This is a genomic window from Pseudomonas sp. I2 (genome assembly GCF_040984075.1).
In the GTDB taxonomy this organism is placed as follows: Bacteria; Pseudomonadota; Gammaproteobacteria; order Pseudomonadales; family Pseudomonadaceae; genus Aquipseudomonas; species Aquipseudomonas guariconensis_B.
In genome coordinates this window covers 32,658-50,709 of sequence record NZ_JBCGFQ010000006.1, presented here as the reverse complement: position 1 = coordinate 50,709, position 18,052 = coordinate 32,658, and the positions used below count along the sequence as shown (strand labels likewise).

The window sequence follows — 18,052 nt, the reverse complement described above, 5'->3', positions numbered from 1 at the left end:
GCTCCTCAGCTGCGCTCGGTGAGGTTCTTGCCGATCATCCGCACCAGCACGATGGCGGCGATGTTGGCGATCAGCACGGCGATCAGGCCACCGGCCGATGCCATACCGACATCGAACTGCAGCAGTGCCTGGTTGTAGATCAGGTAGGCGAGGTTGGTGGACTCGTAGCCGGGGCCGCCGCTGGTGGTGGTGAAGATCTCGGCGAACACCGAGAGCAGGAAGATCGTCTCGATCATCACCACCACGGCGATGGGCCGCGCCAGGTGCGGCAGGGTCAGGTGCCAGAAAATGGCCAGCGGGCCGGCGCCGTCCAGGCGCGCGGCTTCCTTCTGCTCCTGATCGAGGGATTGCATGGCGGTCATCAGGATCAGGATGGCGAACGGCAGCCACTGCCAGGAGACGATCAGGATGATCGACAGCAGTGGATAATGCGCCAGCCAGTCCACCGGCTGGGCGCCGAACAGGCGCCACACGGCGGCGAGAATGCCCGACACCGGATGGAAGATCAGGTTCTTCCACAGCAGCGCGCTGACCGTGGGCATGATGAAGAACGGCGAGATCAGCAGCACCCGCACCACGCCCCGGCCCCAGAATTCACCCGCCTCCAGCAACGCGGCGATGAGCACGCCGAACACCACGCTGATCGCCAGCACGCTCCCGACCAGCGTCAAGGTGTTCAGGGCGCCGGGCAAGAAGCCGGCGTCGGTGACGAAGAAGCTGAAGTTCTCCAGGCCGACGAATGCGTTCTCGCCAGGGTACAGCAGGTTGTAGCGGATCAACGAAAAATACAGGGTCATGCCCAGGGGGACGATCATCCACAACAGCAGCAGCGCCACCGAGGGGCTGACCAGGAACCAGCCAGGGCCGACACGGCGTTTGCCGGGGCGCGTGGCGGCGAGGGTCGGGGTATCGAGGGCCGAAGTGTTCATGGCGACTCCGTGTGCATCGAAAGAGGGCGAGCGGCCAGCCACCGCGCCGGTAGCGGCGCGGCAACGGTCAGGGGCGGGTTACTTGGGATAACCGGCGCGTTTCATCTCGCGGGCGGTGGATTGCTGGGCGGCGGCGAGCACCTGGTCGACCTTCATCTGCCCGGTCAGGGCGGCGGAGAACAGCTTGCCGACCTGCGTGCCGATGGCCTGGAACTCGGGAATGGTCACGAGCTGGATACCGACATAAGGCACCGGCTTGAGGGTGGGGTGGTTCGGGTCGACCCGTTTGAGCGACTCCAGCGTCACCTGGGCGAAGGGCGCGGCCGCCAGATAGGCATCGCTGTAGGTCGAGGCGCGGGTGCCTGGCGGCACGTTGGCCACGCCTTCCCTGTCGGCCACCAGCTTGCCGTATGCCTCGGAGGTGGCCCAGGTGCTGAAGGTCTTCGCCGCCTCCTTGGCCTTGGAACTGCTGGGAATCGCCAGCGCCCACGCATACAGCCAGGAGGCACCCTTGTCGGTCACTTCCTTCGGCGCGAAGGTGAAGCCGACCTGGTCGGCGACCTTGCTCTGGCGCTTGTCGGTGACGAACGAGCCGGCAACGCTGGCATCGACCCAGATCGCGCACTTGCCGCTGTTGAACAGCGCCAGGTTTTCGTTGAAGCCGTTGCTGGAGGCGCCGGGCGGGCCGTACTGCTTCAGGGTGTCGACGTAGAAGTTCAGGGCGTTCTTCCACTGCGCGCCGCTGAACTGCGGTTGCCACTGCTCGTCGAACCAGCGCGCGCCGAAGGCGTTGGCCACGGTGCCGACCAGGGCCATGTTCTCGCCCCAGCCGGCCTTGCCGCGCAGGCAGATGCCGTACTGGTCCTGGTCGGGGGCGTTCAGCTTGGCGGCGAACCCGGCGAGCTGGGTCCAGGTCGGCTGCTCGGGCATGTCCAGCCCGGCCTGCTGGAACAGGTCCTTGCGGTAGTAGGTGATCGAGGCTTCGGCGTAGAAGGGCAGCGCGTACAAGGTGCCTTGCACCGACAGGCCGTCGCGCACCGAGGGGAACACGTCGTCCAAGTCGTAGTCGGCGGGCAGGTTCGTCATCGGCTCCAGCCAGCCCTTGGCACCCCACAGCGCGGCTTCGTACATGCCGATGGTCAGCACGTCGAACTGCCCACCCTGGGTGGCGATATCGGTGGTCAAGCGCTGGCGCAACACGTTCTCTTCGAGCACCACCCACTTGAGCCTGATGTCTGGATGCTGCTCCTCGAACACCTTGGACAGCCGCTGCATGCGGATCATGTCGTTGTTGTTGACCGTGGCGATGGTCAGGGTTTCGGCGGCCTGGGCGAACAGCGGCAGGCTCAGGCAGGCGGCGGCCACACAGGCCTTGATCGAGTCGTTCATCTGTGAACTCCCCTCCCGGACCGGGGGCGGTGCGGGAGACATTATTGTTTTTGTGTCGCTCGCCGCCGATTACACCGCCATGCAGCGGAGCCGACAAAGCCTCGACTGCACTTTGGCTGATACTTTTTTGCACTGGGCGGCACGGGGATTCGTTCAGAGCCGGTTCTGCTCGGTCAGCCGCTGGGTCACCAGGCTGCGGTAGTCGGAAGGGGTCATGCCTTTGAGCTGCTGGAAGCGCCGGTTGAAGTTCGACAGGTTGCTAAAGCCCGACTCGAAGCACACTTCGGTCACCGGCAGGTCGCTCTTGGCCAGCAGTTCGCAGGACTTGCTGACCCGCAGGCGGTTGACGAACTCGACGAAGCCGCGCCCTGCGGCCTGCTTGAAGAAGCGCGAGAAGTAGGTGGGCGTCATTCCCAGGTGTTCGGCGACCTCGCTCTGGGTGAGGTCCTGGGCGTAGTGCTGGAAGATGTAGTCCACGGCCCGGTTGATGCGCTCGACGTGGTGTTCGTCGGCCAGCTGCGAGGAGGTGACGGTGGACAGCAGTTGGTAGTCTTTGCAGGCCGCGAGCTGTTCCATGAGGATAAAAAAGTATCCCAGGCGCGTCATGCCACGGTTGTCGGCGATGCGTTGCAGCAACTGCCGGCTTTCGGCGATCAGCGCAGGGTCGCGGAACTCGATGCCGTAGCGCGCCCTGGCCAGCAGTGGCGTGAGCTGGTTCAGCTCGGAGAACACGCTGCTGCCGTCCTCGAGCACCTCGTCGGTGAAATTGACCAGCATGTCGCGCTTGCTCACCACTTCGTCGGGGGCGACCTGGCTGATCCAGTTATGCGGCAGGTTCGGGCCTGTGAGGAACAGCGTGTCGGGGGCGAAGTTGCCGATATAGTCGCCGATGAATACCTTGCCGGAGCTGGCGACGATCAGGTGCAGCTCGTATTCCTTGTGGAAGTGCCAGCGCACCAGCGGGCTGGGAAAACCGTGCTGACGGTAGATCAGCGAGTGGCCTTCGTGGTCGTCCATCAGTTCGTAGGACGGGTCGGTGACTTTGCTGACTTTTGGCATGGCGGTGGCGTCGACCGGGGGCGAGTGAACATCCTAGCCAAAAAATGCCGGTCAGTGCGGGCTGCATATTCGCTAGAATCCCTCATCGCCCCAGCAGACACGACGCCATGACCGCCCTACGCTACCTGCAAGCCTATCCCCCGCATCTGCAGGAACAGGTACGCCAGATGATCGCCAGCGACCGCCTGGGCGACTATCTGCAGCAGCGTTATCCCGACCGTCATGACGTGCAGAGCGACAAGGCGCTGTACGCCTATGCCCAGGACCTGCGCCAGGAGTACCTGCGCACCGCACCGGGCCTGGACAAGGTACTCTATGACAACCGCCTGGACCTGACCCACCGTGCCCTGGGCCTGAACACCGCGGTGTCGCGGGTCCAGGGTGGCAAGCTCAAGGCCAAGAAGGAAATCCGCATCGCCTCGTTGTTCAAGGAGGCGGCGCCGCAGTTCCTGCGCATGATCGTGGTGCATGAGCTGGCGCACCTGAAGGAGCGGGATCACAACAAGGCGTTCTACCAGCTCTGCCAGTACATGGAACCGGATTACCATCAACTGGAGTTCGACCTGCGCGTCTACCTGACCTACCGGGAGCTGCCGGGCATTACCTGAGGAACGAGCAGCATGGATGTAAGCAAGACCAAGAGCAGTTTCTACCGCCGCCTGTACGTGGCCTGGCTGATCGACAGCCAGACCGCCACCAGCGTGCCGGCGCTGATGGAGGCCACCGGCATGCCCAGGCGCACCGCCCAGGACACCATCGCTGCCCTGGCCGACCTGGACATCATCTGCGAGTTCGAGCAGCAGGTGGGGGCGCGCAATCATGCCGGGCACTACCGCATCCTCGACTGGGGGGCGATCGACAAGCAGTGGATCATCCAGCACCTGCGCAGCATCCGTGAGGTGCTGGGGTACCCCTGAGCAGCAGCGCCGCTTTCCACGGCTTTTCCCGGTGGATTAGCATTGGCAACCCTTCGCTCCAGGAAACCCCAGATGCCAGCACGACGGCAGGCCACCCGCTTCAGCAACTACGCCGCCATGGCCGACGGCATCGCCACCTTGCTGTTCCCCCATGCCGAGGTGGTGGTCCACGACCTCTCGACGCAGACGGTGGTGCACATCGCCAACAACCTCTCCAAGCGCAAGCTGGGGGCATTGCAATGACCGTCGACGACGCCTACCTCGATGCGCTGTACCAGGCGATCACCGAGGCGCACCGTGAAGTGCGCCCACAAGTGGCCGTGACGCCGCTCGAGCACAGCGCCCGACTTTCGGCCATGAGCGGGTGCGAGGTCTTCCTCAAGTGCGAACACCTGCAGCACACCGGCTCCTTCAAGTTTCGCGGCGCCAGCAACAAGCTGCGGCTGCTGGACGCCTCGCAGCGGCGCCTGGGCGTGATCACCGCGTCATCGGGCAACCATGGGCAGGGGCTTGCCCTGGCGGGTCGCACGCTGGGCGTGCCGGTGACGGTCTACACCACCCGCGACGCCTCCCCCTACAAGCTCGAGGCCATGCGTGCGCTGGGCGCGCAGGTGGTGAGCCTGGACATGGACCCGCTGGGCGTGGAGCTGGAGGCGGGCAGGCAAGCACGCTTGCAGGGCAAGCCCTTCGTCTCGCCCTACAACGACCGCGACATCATCGCTGGGCAGGGCACCATCGGCATGGAACTGTTCGAGCAGGCGCCTGACCTTGCGGCGGTCTTCGTCGCGGTCGGGGGTGGCGGCATGATCTGCGGCATTGGCGCCGCCCTGCGGCGTCTTGCACCGTCGGTGGAAGTGATCGGCTGCTGGCCGGCCAACGCCCCGACCCTCCAGCGCTCGCTGGAGCAAGGGCGGATCATCGAGATGGAGGAGGCGCCGACGATCTCCGACGGTACCGCCGGCGGCGTCGAGCCCGACAGCATCACCTTCCCCCTCTGCCAGCAACTGCTGGACCGCACCGTGCTGGTCAGCGAACAGCAGATCAGGGCGGCCATGCGTGACGTTGCCGCCAGCGAACGCTGGATCATCGAGGGCGCGGCAGGTGTCGCCCTGGCGGGCATGCAGCATTTGGCGCAGGCCTATCGGGGCAGGAAGGTGGCGGTGGTGTTGTGTGGGCGCAACATCGTGCTGGACAAGTACCTTGAGGCGATCGCATGAAGGCCTGGTCAGGCCGGTAATGCTGTGCGCTTAAGCAATGGGGCCGCCTTGCGGCCCTTCGCGGGCAAGCCCGCTCCCACAAGTACGCTGCAAACCTCAAGGAATGCACGATCCTGTGGGAGCGGGCTTGCCCGCGAAGGGCTGCAAGGCAGCCCCAATCGATGTCACATCAGACTTAAGTGAACAGCATTATGGTCAGGCCGGCGGTTTTTCCTCGTGTGCCTGAGCATCGCGGCAAGCCGGTATTTTCCCTGAAATCGGCTAAATTAGAGGCTAATTGACATTATTGTCGGCTGCCGATGGCGTCCACCGTTGTGTAATCTGCAAAACCTGTAGTCGTGAGGATCGCCTTCAAAGGCGTGGGTCTTCAACTGCGAAAGGACTTGAGCATGCGGCCACTGCTTCACGTTCTGGGTTTGCTGGGCATGCTGTTGGCGACCTGCGCCTCGGGTTACGAGAGGCTGCGCCTGGTGGCCGACAACTGGCCGCCTTTCACGGACAGTACGATGCCCGGTGGTGGCCTGGCCACCCATATCGTCACCACGGCGCTGACCCGTGCCGGCTATGCCTGCGACGTCGAGGAGGTACCCTGGGCCAGGGCCCTGCTGGGTATCGGCGAGGGCCGCTACGATGTGCTGGTCAATGCCTGGTACAACGACTCGCGGACCCTTGTCGGCCAGTTCTCCCAGCCCTACCTGAGCAACCGCATCCGCCTGCTCAGGCAGCAGGATGCGGCCTTCAGCTACAAGCAGCTGTCCGACCTCTACCCCTACGCCATTGCCGTGGTGCGCGACTATGCCTACTCGCCTGAGTTCGACAGCGATAGCCGTCTGCGCAAGGTGCCGGTGCGCGACTTCTCGTCCGCGGTGCGCATGCTGGCGGCAGGGCGGGTCGACCTGGCGGTGGAGGACGAGTACGTGGCGCGCTACCACCTGCAGCGTGAGGCACCGGCGGTGCATGATGCGGTTGCGTTCGTCGAGCCTGCGTTGGGCGAGAACAGCCTGCATATCCTGGTCAGCCTCAAGTATCCCGGGCATGCGCAGGTCGTCGAACGCTTCGAGCGGGCCATCGCAGCGATGAAAGCTGACGGCAGTTACGCCCGGTTATTGCACGAGCATGGTTTCTGATCAGGCGTGACGGCTTCAGGCCGGCGCGCTTTCCTTGATCAGGTATGCCGCCAGGGTCCGCAGCGGGCCGAGCTGGCGGCAGATCAGGGCCAATTGGGTCTGCACCAGGCGTTGGTGTTCATCCAGGTCTTCGGGCATCTGCTCCAGGGTCGCGGCCAGGGCTTCCTCGGCATCGCTGTGGATGGCGACCGGCAAACGTGCGGCGAGGCCATTGGCGATCTCGTCGAGGCTGTTGGCCAGGCCCTGGCCGGCACCGTCGATCAACTGCTCCTGGACGTCCGCCGGCAGTGCCGTGTCGCGGTGCGCGCCAAGCCCGGAGAGGTAGCTGAGCAGGGTGTGCGACAGCACCAGGAAGCGAAAGCCAACGTCCGCTTCCTTGCGAAAGTGCCCCGGCTCCATGAGCATGTTGGCCAGGGTGGTGGACAGTGCTGCATCGGCGTTGTGGGCATTGCGCCGGGCCAGGCGGTAGGCCAGGTCGTCACGCTTGCCATGGGCGTACTGCTGCATGATCTGGCGCAGGTAGACGCTGGCGCAGGCCAGGGTATTGGCCAGCACCTTGTTCAAGCGCCGGCCCTGCCAGTCGGGCAAGAACAGGAACACCGCGAGGATGGCGATCAGGCTGCCGACCAGGGTATCGAACAGGCGCGGCAGGAACAGGCCGTAGCCGTCGCCGATCTGGTTGAAGCAGAACAGCACCATCAGGGTGATCGCCGCGGTGGCCAGGGTGTAGCGGGTGGTGCGGTTGACGAAGAACACCACCCCGGCGACCACGGCGAACATCGACTGGATGACCGGGTTGGGGAACAGGTCGAACAGCGCCCAGCCGACGGTCAGGCCGATCGCCGTGCCGAAGATCCGCTGCACCAACTTGCGCCGTGTCGCGCCATAACTGGGCTGGCAGACGAACAGGGTGGTGAGGATGATCCAGTAGCCCTGGGTCGGGTGGATCAGGTGCACCATGCCGTAGCCGACCGACAGCGCCAGAGGCAGACGCAGGGCATGGCGGAACAGCAGCGAGGTCGGGGTCAGCTGGGTACGCAGGCGGCTCCAGACATCCTTGAGGCTGCGTGGCGAACGGTCGAGCAGACTGCTGTCGCTGGCGTCGGCCAGGCTGTCCGGGTTGCTGGCGGCGCCGAGCAGGCGGTCTAGGGTGGCCAGGTTCGCCGCCAGTGCCCGCAGCGAGCGCAGCAGGCCACGCCAGGCCGGGTTGCTCTGGATGCGCAGGTGCTCCAGGGAGGCGTCGAGGTCCTCCAGGGCTTCGGTGAAACCGGTGTCGTAGACGAACGGCTGGCGCAGGCGGATCGACTGGGCCAGCTGCTGGCAGGCCGAGCCCTGCTGGCGCAGCAGGCGCTGGCAGCGGAACATCACGTCGCTGTGGAAGAACGCCTCGGCCAGGGCGTTGTAGGGGTAGTGCGAGGCGCTGACCCGCTCATGGATATCCTGGGCCAGGAAGTACAGCTTCAGGTAACGGCTGACCTTGGCGTTCGGCTGGCTGTTGCCGACCCGGTGCAGGATGATTTCCTTGGCCGCGTTCAGGGCTGCGACGACCTTGCCGTTCTGCTGGGCCAACTCCAGGCGCCGAGCTTCCACGTCGAGGTTGCGGATCGGTTCGAACAGGTTGGCCTTGAGCTTGAGGTAGCGGCCCAGTTCGAGGAACAGCTTGGCCAGGCTCTGCTGCACCGGTTGGTTGGAGAACAGCGCCTGCCACAGCACCGAAAGCAGGCCATACCAGGCCGCGCCGGCCACCAGCAGCATCGGCTCGTGCCAGAAGTCGCTGACCTGGCCGCCGCGCTGGTCCACGCCGATCATGGTGTACACCGAGAGGATCAGTGTCGCCGAGGCGATGGTGCCATAGCGCTCGCCCAGGGCGCCGAGCATGGTCAGGGCGAAGGCCGCCAGGGCCAGGGCGCCGGCGAATATCCAGGGGTAGGGGAACAGCAGCTCGACCGACAGCGCGGCGATGGCGAAGCACACCAGGGTGACGGCCAGGGCGCTGAGGCGGCCTTGCCAGCTGTCGTCGGTCTCGGCCAGGGCGCTGGCGATGATGCCGAGGAACAGCGGGATCAGCAGGCCCATCTCGTTCTGGTACCAGCACAGGGCCAGGCTGCCGGTGAGGGCGACCGTCACCCGGATGCTGTAGCTGAACTTGTCTTGGCCCCACAGGCGACGCAATGAATGGCGGAACGAGCTCGATGACATGATGGCCTTGGCGGTGATCGATGAAGTCGCTTTCGAGGCCGTGCAGCTGGGGCCGCCCATCGCCGGCAAACCGGCGCCCACAGGTTGTGCAACACCGCGGACCTTGTGGGAGCCGGCTTGCCGGCGATGGGCTGCGAAGCAGCCCCATGCAATGCCGGCTCTGCCGCACGGACCAGCAAGAAGCGTTCCGTGCTGCTGAATGGATTCTACTCTACACGAACTGCGCCGCAGCGTTGGCCGATGCCCAGGCCCACTGGAAATTGAAACCGCCCAGGTGGCCGGTGACATCGAGCACCTCGCCGATGAAGTACAGCCCCGGGCTCTTGAGCGACTCCATGGTCTTGGAGGACACCTCGCGGGTATCCACCCCACCGAGGGTGACCTCGGCGGTGCGGTAGCCCTCGGTCCCTGCCGGAACCACTTGCCAGGCCGCCAGCTTCTCGGCGATCTGTGCCAGTTCCGCCGGGGTGTACTGCTTCATCGGCCTGGACTCGAACCACTGCTCGGCCAGCAGGTTGGCCAGCTTGCGGGTGAACACCTCGCCCAGCACGGTCTTGAGCTCGGCATTGGCGCGCTCGGCTTGCTGCTGTTGCAGCCACTGCAGGGCGTCGCGGTCCGGCAGCAGGTTGATCTGCACCGTATCGCCGGCTTCCCAGAACGACGAGACCTGCAGGATGGCCGGGCCGCTCAGGCCACGGTGGGTGAACAGCAGGTTTTCGCGGAAGCTGGCGCCATTGCAACTGGCGGTGCAGTCCAGCGAGGTGCCCGACAGTTCCGTGCACAGTGCCTTGAGCTGGGGCTCGGTGATGGTGAACGGCACCAGGCCGGCGCGGGTCGGCAGGGTGTGGTGACCGAACTGGCGGGCGACCTGGTAGCCGAAGCCGGTGGCGCCGAGGGTGGGAATCGACAGGCCGCCGGTGGCGATCACCAGGGACTGGCAGGCGAACGGGCCGGCGCTGGTGTCCAGGAGGTAGCCCTCGTCGGTCTTCTCGATCCGCTCGATGCTCGTGTGCATGCGCAGCTCGGCGCCGGCCTCGTCGCACTCGGCCAGGAGCATGTCGAGGATGTCGCTGGCCTTGTTGTCGCAGAACAGCTGGCCAAGCTTTTTCTCGTGGTAGGGCACGCGGTACTTGGCCACCAGCTCGAGAAAATCCCACTGGGTGTAGCGAGCCAGGGCCGACTTGCAGAAGTGCGGGTTCTGCGAGAGGAAGTTGGCCGGCTCGGTGTACAGGTTGGTGAAGTTGCAGCGCCCGCCGCCGGACATGAGGATCTTCTTGCCCGGTTTGTTGGCGTGGTCGAGCAGCAGCACCCGCCGGCCGCGACGGGCGGCGAGCTGGGCGCACATCAGGCCGGCGGCGCCGGCGCCGATGATGATCACGTCGGTGGTGTGCACGGTGTTACCTCTTCAAGAACCAGGGCCCCACGGCAGCCCAGGAAGAATCTCAGACGATGCGGACCTTCAGGGAGCGCCCCTTGATCTTGCCGCTGTTGAGCCGCTGCATGGCTTGCCTGGCCACGTCGCGCTCCACCGCCACGAAGGCCTGGAAATCGAAGATGGCGATCTTGCCCACCTGCTTGCCAGGGATGCCGGCGTCACCGGTCAGTGCGCCGAGAATGTCGCCCGGGCGCAGCTTGTCCTTGCGCCCCGCAGCGATGCACAGGGTGCTCATGGGGGGCAGCAGCGGCTCGCCGCCCTTGTTCTTCAGGCTGTCCAGCTGGTCCCAGCGCAGCGGGGCCTTCTGCAGCGTTTCGATGGCCTGGGCACGATGGCCTTCGGCCGGGGCCACCAGGCTGATCGCGATGCCCTTCTCGCCCGCACGGCCGGTACGGCCGACGCGGTGCACGTGGATTTCTGCATCACGGGCCAGCTCGACGTTGATCACCATGTCCAGGCCGTCGATATCCAGGCCACGGGCGGCCACGTCAGTGGCCACCAGCACCGAGCTGCTGCGGTTGGCGAACATCGTCAGGACCTGGTCGCGGTCGCGTTGCTCCAGGTCACCGTGCAGGGCCTGGGCGGCGATGCCCTTGGCCTTGAGGTGGGCGACCAGGTCTTCGCACTGCTGCTTGGTGAAGCAGAAGGCGACGCAGGACTGTGGCCGGTAGTGGCCGAGCACGCGGGTCACCGCCTCCAGGCGCTGCTGCGGGTCGATCTCGATGAAGCGCTGCTCGATCTGGTTGTCGGCGTGCAGGCTCTGGACCTTGACCTGTTGTGGCTGGCGCATGAAGTCGGCGGCCAGTTGCTCGATGCCAGCCGGGTAGGTGGCGGAGAACAGCAGGGTCTGGCGCCGTGCCGGGGTGCGGCCGATGATGCTGGCGATGGCGTCGAAGAAGCCCATGTCGAGCATGCGGTCGGCCTCGTCGAGGACCAGGGTGTTGAGCCCGTCGAGCACCAGGGTGCCTTTGTCCAGGTGCTGCTGCACGCGCCCTGGCGTGCCGACGATGATGTGCGCACCGTGTTCCAGGGAGGCGATCTGCGGGCCCAGGGACACGCCGCCGCAGAGGGTGAGGACCTTGATGTTGTCCTCGGCGCGGGCCAGCCGGCGTAGCTCCTTGGCCACCTGGTCGGCCAGCTCGCGGGTCGGGCACAGGACCAGCGCCTGGCAACCGAAGTAGCGCGGGTTGATCGGGTTGAGCAGGCCGATGCCGAAGGCGGCGGTCTTGCCGCTGCCGGTCTTGGCCTGGGCGATCAGGTCCTGGCCCTTGAGGATGACCGGCAGGCCCTGGGCCTGGATCGGGGTCATCGAGGTGTAGCCGAGGGCGTCCAGGTTGGCCAGCATGGCGGCGGACAGCGGCAAGGTGGCAAAGGCGGTGGAGTCGGTGGTCACGAGGCGGGCCTGCGGTGCGAAGCGAAAAATGCCGCACAGTCTACCAGCCTCGTGGCCATTCGCCCTACGGTTCCCTCTGCGCTTCCAGACGACGGGCACGCCTCCCGTCCGTCGGCGACAGCTGCAGGAAGATCGCCGCCGCCAGCATGGCCATCAGGCCGATGGTCAGGAAGGTCAGTTGGAAGGCGCCCAGGGTGCTTTCCACGCCCTCGGTGCTGCCAGCCGCGCTGAAACCGCCGAGCAAGGCGCCGGCACAGGCCACGCCCAGGCTCAGCGACAGCTGCGCGACCACCGACAGCAGGCTGTTGCCGCTGCTGGCGTGGGCGTCGTCCAGGTCGATCAGGGTGACGGTGTTCATGGCGGTGAACTGCATGGAGTTCACCGCGCCGAGCAGGGCCAGTTGCACCAGCAGCAGGGCGTAGGGCGTCTGTTCGTCCACCAGCCCGAGGCTGGCCAGCAGCACGCCGAGCAGCAGGGTATTGCCGGTGAGGATGATGCGATAGCCGAAGCGCTCGATCAGCGGCCGGGCGATGGACTTGGCGACCATCGCCGCGGCGGCCAGGGGGATCATGCTCATGCCGGCCTGGGCGGGCGAATAACCCAGGGCCACCTGCAGCAGCAACGGCACCAGGAAGGGCAGGGCGCCGCTGCCCAGGCGGGCGAACAGGTTGCCGAGGATGCCGATGGCGAAGGTGCGCACGCGGAACAGGCTGGGCGAGAACAGCGGCTCCGGGTCGCGCCCGGCGCGCAGCCAGTAGGCGGCCAGGCAGGCCATGCCAGCGAACAGCAGAAGCATCACCCGCAGGTGCGGCAGGTGCAGTTCGCCCAGGCCTTCCATGGCGATGGTGATCAGCACCATCGCCGCGCCGAACAGCAGGAAGCCGGGGCCGTCGAAGCGGGTGCGCTCGGCACCGCGCAGGTCGGGAATGAACTTCCACACCGCATAGCAGCCCAGGGCCCCGACCGGCAGGTTGAGCAGGAAGATCCAGTGCCAACTGAGGATTTCCACCAGCCAGCCGCCCAGGGTCGGCCCGAGCAGTGGGCCGAGCAGGCCCGGGATGGTGATGAAGCTCATGATCCGCACCAGTTCCGAGCGCGGATAGGCGCGCAGCACTACCAACCGCCCGACCGGCAGCATCAGGGCACCGCCCAGCCCCTGGACGACCCGGGCGGCGATGAGAAAGGCTAGGCTGTTGGCCATGGCGCAGAGCAATGAGCCGAAGCTGAACAGCACGATGGCGCTGAAGAAGATACGCCGGGTGCCGAAACGGTCGGCGATCCAGCCCGAGGCGGGGATCAGCAGGGCCACGGTGAGCATGTAGGCGATGATCACCCCCTGCATGCGTAGCGGGTCCTCGGCCAGGTCGCGGGCCATGGCGGGCAGCGCAGTGTTGAGGATGGTGCCGTCCAGCGACTGCATGAAGAAGGCGATGGCCACCACCCAGGGGATCCAACGGGCGGTGACGGGGTCCAGCGGGGGGCGTTCGGGCATGGGAACCTCAATGTTCAGCATTGCCTGCACCGCCCCGATCGCCGGCAAGCCCCCGCAAGGTTCGTGGCGCTGCAAAACCTGTGGGAGCCGGCTTGCCGGCGATAGGGGCGGTTCGATCAATCACAAGGTCAGGGTCAGGGCTTTGACCAGCGCCCCCGGCAAATGACTCGATCCGGTACTGCGCTGCCCATAGGTACTGGTCGACAAGATGAGCTCGCGTTCGCAGGTCAGGTCTTCCAGCTGGCTACCCAGCAGGCTGTACAGGCTGTCGTCGAAACGCATGGTGCTGACCGGGCCCTGGATCTCGCCGTTCTCCACCCAGAAGGTGGCGAAGCGGGTCAGGCCGGTCATGCGCGCGGCTGGCAGGTCCGAGTAGTTCAGGTACCAGAGGTTGCTGATGTACAGGCCGGTGCCCAGGCGTTCGAGGATCTGGTCATTGGCCAGGTTGCCTGGTGCCAGGCTGAGCGCGCAGGGTGACTCGTAGCTGTCGGCACCATTGGCGGCCAGCGCGAACTCGGCGGCACTGCGCGCGCTGACCAGTCGCTGCAGCGCCCGGCCTTGGTGGATCAGCGGCACGTCCAGGCGCGGCGAGCCTTCATCGGAAAACGCCGGGCTCAACGAGCCGCTGACCTGCTCGTCGAAGCTGACCAGCGGGCTCAGGCTCGCATCGCCGTTGTACAGGCGCTGCAAGGCGCTGTTGCCGGTGGCCAGGGCCTGTGCGCAGAAGCCGCCCCAGCACAGCATGCCGGTGATTTCGTCCATGGCGGCAGGCGCCAGGTAGGCGCGGTAGCCGCCTGGCGCGAGGGTGATGGCCGGGCGACCGAGCAAGCCCAGTTGTTCCCGCGCTTGGCGCAGGCGCGCGGTGAACGCCTCGGGGTTCCACGCTTGGCCGGCATAGTTGGCCTTCACCGCCTGGCCATTGTCATGGAACAGGCTCCAGTCGAAATTGAAGCTGTTGGCCTGGTGCCAGCCGAAGGCCCCGAAGGAGCTGGCAAAGCCCCGGCAGATCGGGCCGGCGGCATAGATGCCGACCAGGTCCAGGTCGCCGGCTTCACGGTCGAGCAGCGTCAGCACCTCGTCCAGGGCGGGCAACGCTCGGTCCTGCAGGCTGTGGCTGTGCCAGGCGTTCTCGTCCAGGCTCAGGTAAGGGTCGATGGCCAGCAGCGGCAGGGTCTGGCGCAGTTGCTCGAGAGCATCGTCCAGGCGCTGGCGATCCAGCTGTGCATCGCCGCTCAAGGTGACCTGCTGTTCTGCCTGGCGCCCATCGCGGATCAGCCGCAGTTGCGCGCTGGCCTGGCTGACCTCGCCGGCCTGGCGCACCTTGGCATGGTTGAAACGCACGAATTGCGACTGTTCGGCGCTGTAGCCGAGGGTGAATTGCTCTTCGGGGCGCAGCGCATCGCGCACGGCGCTGACCAGCGCTTCGAAGCGTTGTTGGGGCGTGGCGCTCATCAGGCGTCTCCTCCGAATACGTCGATCTGGCGGAACACGCAAGCCGGCGAGGCGTGGCCGACCCGTACCACCTGGTTGGGTTCGCCCTTCCCGCAATTGGGCGTGCCCAGGACCTGGAAGGTGCTGCGGTCGCCGACCGCCGCGAGGTTGCGCCAGAACTGCGCGGAAATGCCACGGTAGTTGGGGTTCTTGACGATGTCCTTGAGTTCGCCGTGCTCGATCAACTGGCCCCACTCGCAACCGAACTGGAACTTGTTGCGCGCATCGTCGATGGACCAGGAGCGGTTGGTGCGCATGAGGATGCCATGCTCGATACCGGCGACCAGCTGCTGCAGCGACTGGTCGCCGGGCTCGATGTTGAGGTTGGCCATGCGGTCGATCGGCGCACGGTTCCAGCCGCAGGCGCGGCTGTTGGCCACGCCGTCGAGGCCAGAGCGGAACTGCGAGAGGGCGCCACCCAGCGGGCGTAGCAACAGGCCGTTGCGGATCAGGAACTGCTTGCTGGCCTGGCTGCCGTCATCGTCGTAGCTGTAGCTGGCCAACTCTTCGCCGATGGTCGGGTCGAAGGTCACGTTGAGCAGCGGCGAGCCGTACTGCAGGTGGCCGAAGTCGCTGGCCTTGACGAAGCTGGTGCCGGCGTAGTTGCGCTCGTCGCCGAGGATGCGGTCCATCTCCAGCGGGTGGCCGATGGACTCGTGGATCTGCAGCATCATCTGGTCGGGCATCAGCAGCAGGTCGCGCGGGCCACTGGGGGTGTTGGGCGCCAGCAGCAGTTGCAGCGCCTCGTCGGCGACACGGCGGCCGGCGCCGACCAGGCCGCAGCGTTCGATGATCTCGAAGCCGCCCTGCTGGCCGAAGTTGTCGCGGCCCAGGCTGCGGCACTGGCTGTCCTGGCCGTCGCTGGCGGTGACGCTCAGGCCCGGGAACAGGAAACGCTGGGCGTGCCGCAACTCGGCGCCGGCCGAGTTGAGGTAGGTCTGCTCGACCAGGCTCATGCCGAGGCTGGCCTGCCAGTCCACCAGGCGGCTGTCCTTGGGCACGCTGGCCGATTCGGCGGCGAGCAGGCCGAGGCAATCGGCAAGGGTGGGAACGGGTTGGTCGAGGTTGGGTGAGAGATGATCGTGACGCGCGCAGGTCACCGGTTGCTCGCGCAGGTCGAGCAGGCTATGCGCGGCGATCTGCCGGGCCAGTGCCTCGGCGTGTTCCAAGGCGCGCTGCAGGCCCGCCTGGGACAGGTCGGCGGTGGCGGCATAGGCTTCCACACCCTTGACCCGTACGGTGAGCATGGCGCCCTCGTCCTGGCTGAAGAACGGCGGCTCGGCGACATTGCGCCGTACCGACAGGGCCTGGTGCGATTGCTTCACGTGGCGCAGGGAAAACATCTCGGCCGTGCTGCGCAGTGCGCTGAAGCGCTGGCGCAGCAGGGCGCTGGAATCGAACATGCGGAAAAACCTCCGTGTGCGCGGTGGCTCCCCCTCAGAACCACCCCTCTTGCATGCCCTGGCAGGTGTCGTCGCGGGCCTCGAGCAATGCCAGCTCATTATGGCAGCCTGGTACCTCCCAGGTCAGGAAATAACGTGCGGCCTGCAGCTTGCCGAGGTAGAAGTCGCGGTCCGCGGCATTGCCCTGGAGCAGGCCGAGTTCGGCGTGGATCGCCTGTTCCAGCCAGCGCCAGCCGATCACGCAGTGGCCGAACGCCTTGAGGTACAGGGCGGAATTGGCCAGGGCGGTGGTGACCTTGCCCTGGGCCAGGTCGCCGAGCAGGGCCAGCGTCACGCCTTGCAGGCGGTTGACCAGGTGCTCCAGCGGCTGGCGCATGGCGTCCAGGCTTGGATGGTGGCTGGCACGCTCGGCGGTGCTGGCGATCAGGCGGATCAGTCGCTTGAGGCCGGCACCGTTGTCCTGTGCCAGTTTGCGGCCCAGCAGGTCGAGCGACTGGATACCCTCGGTGCCTTCGTGGATCGGGTTCAGGCGGTTGTCGCGGTAATACTGCTCGACGGGGTATTCGCGGGTATAGCCGTGACCACCAAGGACCTGGATGGCCAGTTCGTTGGCCTTGAGGCAGAAGGCCGAGGGCCAGGACTTGACGATCGGCGTCAGCAGGTCGAGCAGAGCCTGTGCCTGCTGGCGGGCGCTTTCGTCGCTGGCCGTCTGGGTGTCGTCGAACAGGCGCGCGGCGTACAGGCCCAGGTCGAAGGCGCCTTCCACGTAGGCCTTCTGTGCCAGCAGCATGCGTTTCACGTCACTGTGGCCAATGATCGGCACGGCAGGGCTGCGCGGGTCCTTGTTGTCCGGCAGCCGGCCCTGTGGTCGCTGGCGGGCGTACTCCAGGGAATAGAGGTAGCCAGCGTAGCCCAGCATCACCGCGCCCATGCCGACGCCGATGCGCGCCTCGTTCATCATCTGGAACATGCACGCCAGGCCCTGGTGCGGCTGGCCGACCAGGTAGCCGACGCACTGGCCGTCGTCGCCGAAGTTCAACGCCGTGGAGGTGGTGCCGCGCCAGCCCATCTTGTGGAACAACCCGGCCAGCGACACATCGTTGCGCTGGCCACGGCTGCCGTCCGGGTTGACCAGGTACTTGGGCACGATGAACAACGAAATGCCCTTCACGCCGGGAGGTGCATCCGGCAGCTTGGCCAGGACCATGTGCACGATGTTTTCCGACAATTCGTGGTCGCCACCGGAGATGAAGATCTTGTTGCCCTTGATCCGGTAGGTGCCGTCGCCGGCGGCTTCGGCACGGGTACGGATATCGGCCAGCGACGAGCCTGCGTGCGGCTCGGTCAGGGCCATGGTGCCGAAGTAGCGGCCCTCGATCATGGGCTGTAGGAACAGGCGTTTCTGCTCGTCGCTGCCGAAGCTCTCGATCAGGTTGGCCGCGCCCATGGTCAGGAACGGGTAGGCCGTGGTACCGGCGTTGGCCGCCTGGAAGTGGGCGAAGCAGGCTTGCGAAACCAGGCTGGGCAACTGCATGCCGCCGACCTCGAAGTCGCGATTGGCGTTGAGAAAACCCGCTGCGAGGAAGGCATCGACGGCAGGCTTCACCTCGGGGATCAGCTCGGCCCGGCCATCCACGTAGCGCGGCTCGTTCTCATCGGCCTTGCGATTGTGCGGGGCGAAGTACTTCTCGGCGATGGTGCGGGCGGTGGCGAGCGCCGCGTCGAAGGTCTCGCGGCTGTGCTCGGCGAAGCGCGTGCGTTGGGTCAGGGCTTCGGCGTCGAGGACTTCGTAGAGTTCGAAAGCGAGGTTGCGGGAACTGAGCAGGGTCTCGGGCATATGGGGAGGTCCTGAGGCGGGATACTGCGAGTCTAGGTGGAGGATGGGATGGAGGACAGGTTAATAGGTTTGAGTGATATGGGATTAGAAGGTAAGGATGCGCTGTCGCGTGTTTGCATAGGTTGCAAGTTGAGTTGTTAGAAAAAGGAAATTTCCCACAAGAT

14 protein-coding genes and 1 pseudogene are annotated in these 18,052 nt (G+C 65.9%); 5 read left to right on the top strand and 10 right to left on the bottom strand.

From position 1 onward, the window contains the following. Positions 1-5: 5 nt before the first annotated feature. The 3 genes from WCE05_RS04860 to WCE05_RS04850 form a co-directional block, all read right to left on the bottom strand. Entirely contained in the window at positions 6-929 is a 924-nt protein-coding gene (locus tag WCE05_RS04860) for a carbohydrate ABC transporter permease (protein WP_225788885.1), read from the bottom strand. A gap of 78 nt (positions 930-1,007) precedes the next feature. Further along, positions 1,008-2,318 carry a sugar ABC transporter substrate-binding protein gene (locus tag WCE05_RS04855; protein WP_225788886.1) on the bottom strand — a complete coding sequence of 437 codons (1,311 nt, stop codon included), beginning with the start codon at positions 2,316-2,318 and terminating at the stop codon, positions 1,008-1,010. Between the two features lie 153 nt (positions 2,319-2,471). Next, on the bottom strand, positions 2,472-3,377 hold the full coding sequence (locus WCE05_RS04850) for a helix-turn-helix domain-containing protein (RefSeq protein WP_368815523.1): 906 nt from the start codon (positions 3,375-3,377) through the stop codon (positions 2,472-2,474). 107 nt (positions 3,378-3,484) lie between these two features. Between WCE05_RS04850 and WCE05_RS04845 the strand changes: the two genes are divergently transcribed. The 5 genes and pseudogenes from WCE05_RS04845 to WCE05_RS04825 all read left to right on the top strand — a co-directional run bounded on the left by WCE05_RS04845 (position 3,485) and on the right by WCE05_RS04825 (position 6,638). Continuing rightward, entirely contained in the window at positions 3,485-3,985 is a 501-nt protein-coding gene (locus WCE05_RS04845; protein ID WP_253102774.1) for a M48 family metallopeptidase, read from the top strand. Between the two features lie 12 nt (positions 3,986-3,997). Then, complete coding sequence (locus WCE05_RS04840; protein ID WP_225788889.1) at positions 3,998-4,294, top strand: helix-turn-helix domain-containing protein; 297 nt, start codon at positions 3,998-4,000, stop codon at positions 4,292-4,294. A gap of 72 nt (positions 4,295-4,366) precedes the next feature. Next, positions 4,367-4,525 (top strand): annotated as a pseudogene (locus tag WCE05_RS04835) (PAS domain-containing protein); the annotation flags it as partial. 8 nt (positions 4,526-4,533) lie between these two features. Beyond that, on the top strand, positions 4,534-5,511 hold the full coding sequence (locus WCE05_RS04830; protein WP_225788890.1) for a threonine/serine dehydratase: 978 nt from the start codon (positions 4,534-4,536) through the stop codon (positions 5,509-5,511). Between the two features lie 389 nt (positions 5,512-5,900). Then, positions 5,901-6,638 (top strand): substrate-binding periplasmic protein, encoded by a 738-nt coding sequence (locus tag WCE05_RS04825; RefSeq protein WP_368815522.1) that lies wholly within the window; start codon positions 5,901-5,903, stop codon positions 6,636-6,638. A 15-nt stretch (positions 6,639-6,653) separates the two neighbouring features. On the opposite strand, the gene yccS is transcribed toward WCE05_RS04825, so the two are convergent. From yccS to WCE05_RS04790, 7 genes are all read right to left on the bottom strand, one after another. After that, positions 6,654-8,837, bottom strand: coding sequence for a YccS family putative transporter (gene yccS, locus WCE05_RS04820; RefSeq protein WP_368815521.1), 2,184 nt, complete (start codon positions 8,835-8,837; stop codon positions 6,654-6,656). Positions 8,838-9,048: 211 nt separating this feature from the next. Further along, positions 9,049-10,230, bottom strand: a complete 1,182-nt coding sequence (locus WCE05_RS04815) for an NAD(P)/FAD-dependent oxidoreductase (protein WP_225788893.1) — start codon at positions 10,228-10,230, stop codon at positions 9,049-9,051. A 49-nt stretch (positions 10,231-10,279) separates the two neighbouring features. Beyond that, positions 10,280-11,617 (bottom strand): ATP-dependent RNA helicase DbpA, encoded by a 1,338-nt coding sequence (gene dbpA, locus WCE05_RS04810; RefSeq protein WP_253080931.1) that lies wholly within the window; start codon positions 11,615-11,617, stop codon positions 10,280-10,282. A gap of 112 nt (positions 11,618-11,729) precedes the next feature. Beyond that, positions 11,730-13,157, bottom strand: a complete 1,428-nt coding sequence (gene mdtD / locus WCE05_RS04805) for a multidrug transporter subunit MdtD (RefSeq protein WP_225788895.1) — start codon at positions 13,155-13,157, stop codon at positions 11,730-11,732. Between the two features lie 120 nt (positions 13,158-13,277). Beyond that, entirely contained in the window at positions 13,278-14,609 is a 1,332-nt protein-coding gene (locus tag WCE05_RS04800) for a TldD/PmbA family protein (protein WP_225788896.1), read from the bottom strand. Then, positions 14,609-16,051, bottom strand: coding sequence for a TldD/PmbA family protein (locus WCE05_RS04795; RefSeq protein ID WP_225788897.1), 1,443 nt, complete (start codon positions 16,049-16,051; stop codon positions 14,609-14,611). Before WCE05_RS04795 ends, WCE05_RS04800 begins: the two co-directional genes overlap by 1 nt. Positions 16,052-16,085: 34 nt before the next feature. After that, a complete protein-coding gene (locus tag WCE05_RS04790) occupies positions 16,086-17,888 on the bottom strand; it encodes an acyl-CoA dehydrogenase (RefSeq protein WP_368815520.1) in 1,803 nt (600 codons plus the stop codon). Between the last annotated feature and the right edge of the window lie 164 nt (positions 17,889-18,052).

Coding starts and splice junctions, on each gene's coding strand:
- WCE05_RS04860 (WP_225788885.1), bottom strand. CDS start 929: ATGAACACTTCGGCCCTCGATACCCCGACCCTCGCCGCCACGCGCCCC.
- WCE05_RS04855 (WP_225788886.1), bottom strand. CDS start 2,318: ATGAACGACTCGATCAAGGCCTGTGTGGCCGCCGCCTGCCTGAGCCTG.
- WCE05_RS04850 (WP_368815523.1), bottom strand. CDS start 3,377: ATGCCAAAAGTCAGCAAAGTCACCGACCCGTCCTACGAACTGATGGAC.
- WCE05_RS04845 (WP_253102774.1), top strand. CDS start 3,485: ATGACCGCCCTACGCTACCTGCAAGCCTATCCCCCGCATCTGCAGGAA.
- WCE05_RS04840 (WP_225788889.1), top strand. CDS start 3,998: ATGGATGTAAGCAAGACCAAGAGCAGTTTCTACCGCCGCCTGTACGTG.
- WCE05_RS04830 (WP_225788890.1), top strand. CDS start 4,534: ATGACCGTCGACGACGCCTACCTCGATGCGCTGTACCAGGCGATCACC.
- WCE05_RS04825 (WP_368815522.1), top strand. CDS start 5,901: ATGCGGCCACTGCTTCACGTTCTGGGTTTGCTGGGCATGCTGTTGGCG.
- yccS (WP_368815521.1), bottom strand. CDS start 8,837: ATGTCATCGAGCTCGTTCCGCCATTCATTGCGTCGCCTGTGGGGCCAA.
- dbpA (WP_253080931.1), bottom strand. CDS start 11,617: ATGCTGGCCAACCTGGACGCCCTCGGCTACACCTCGATGACCCCGATC.
- mdtD (WP_225788895.1), bottom strand. CDS start 13,157: ATGCCCGAACGCCCCCCGCTGGACCCCGTCACCGCCCGTTGGATCCCC.
- WCE05_RS04800 (WP_225788896.1), bottom strand. CDS start 14,609: ATGAGCGCCACGCCCCAACAACGCTTCGAAGCGCTGGTCAGCGCCGTG.
- WCE05_RS04795 (WP_225788897.1), bottom strand. CDS start 16,051: ATGTTCGATTCCAGCGCCCTGCTGCGCCAGCGCTTCAGCGCACTGCGC.
- WCE05_RS04790 (WP_368815520.1), bottom strand. CDS start 17,888: ATGCCCGAGACCCTGCTCAGTTCCCGCAACCTCGCTTTCGAACTCTAC.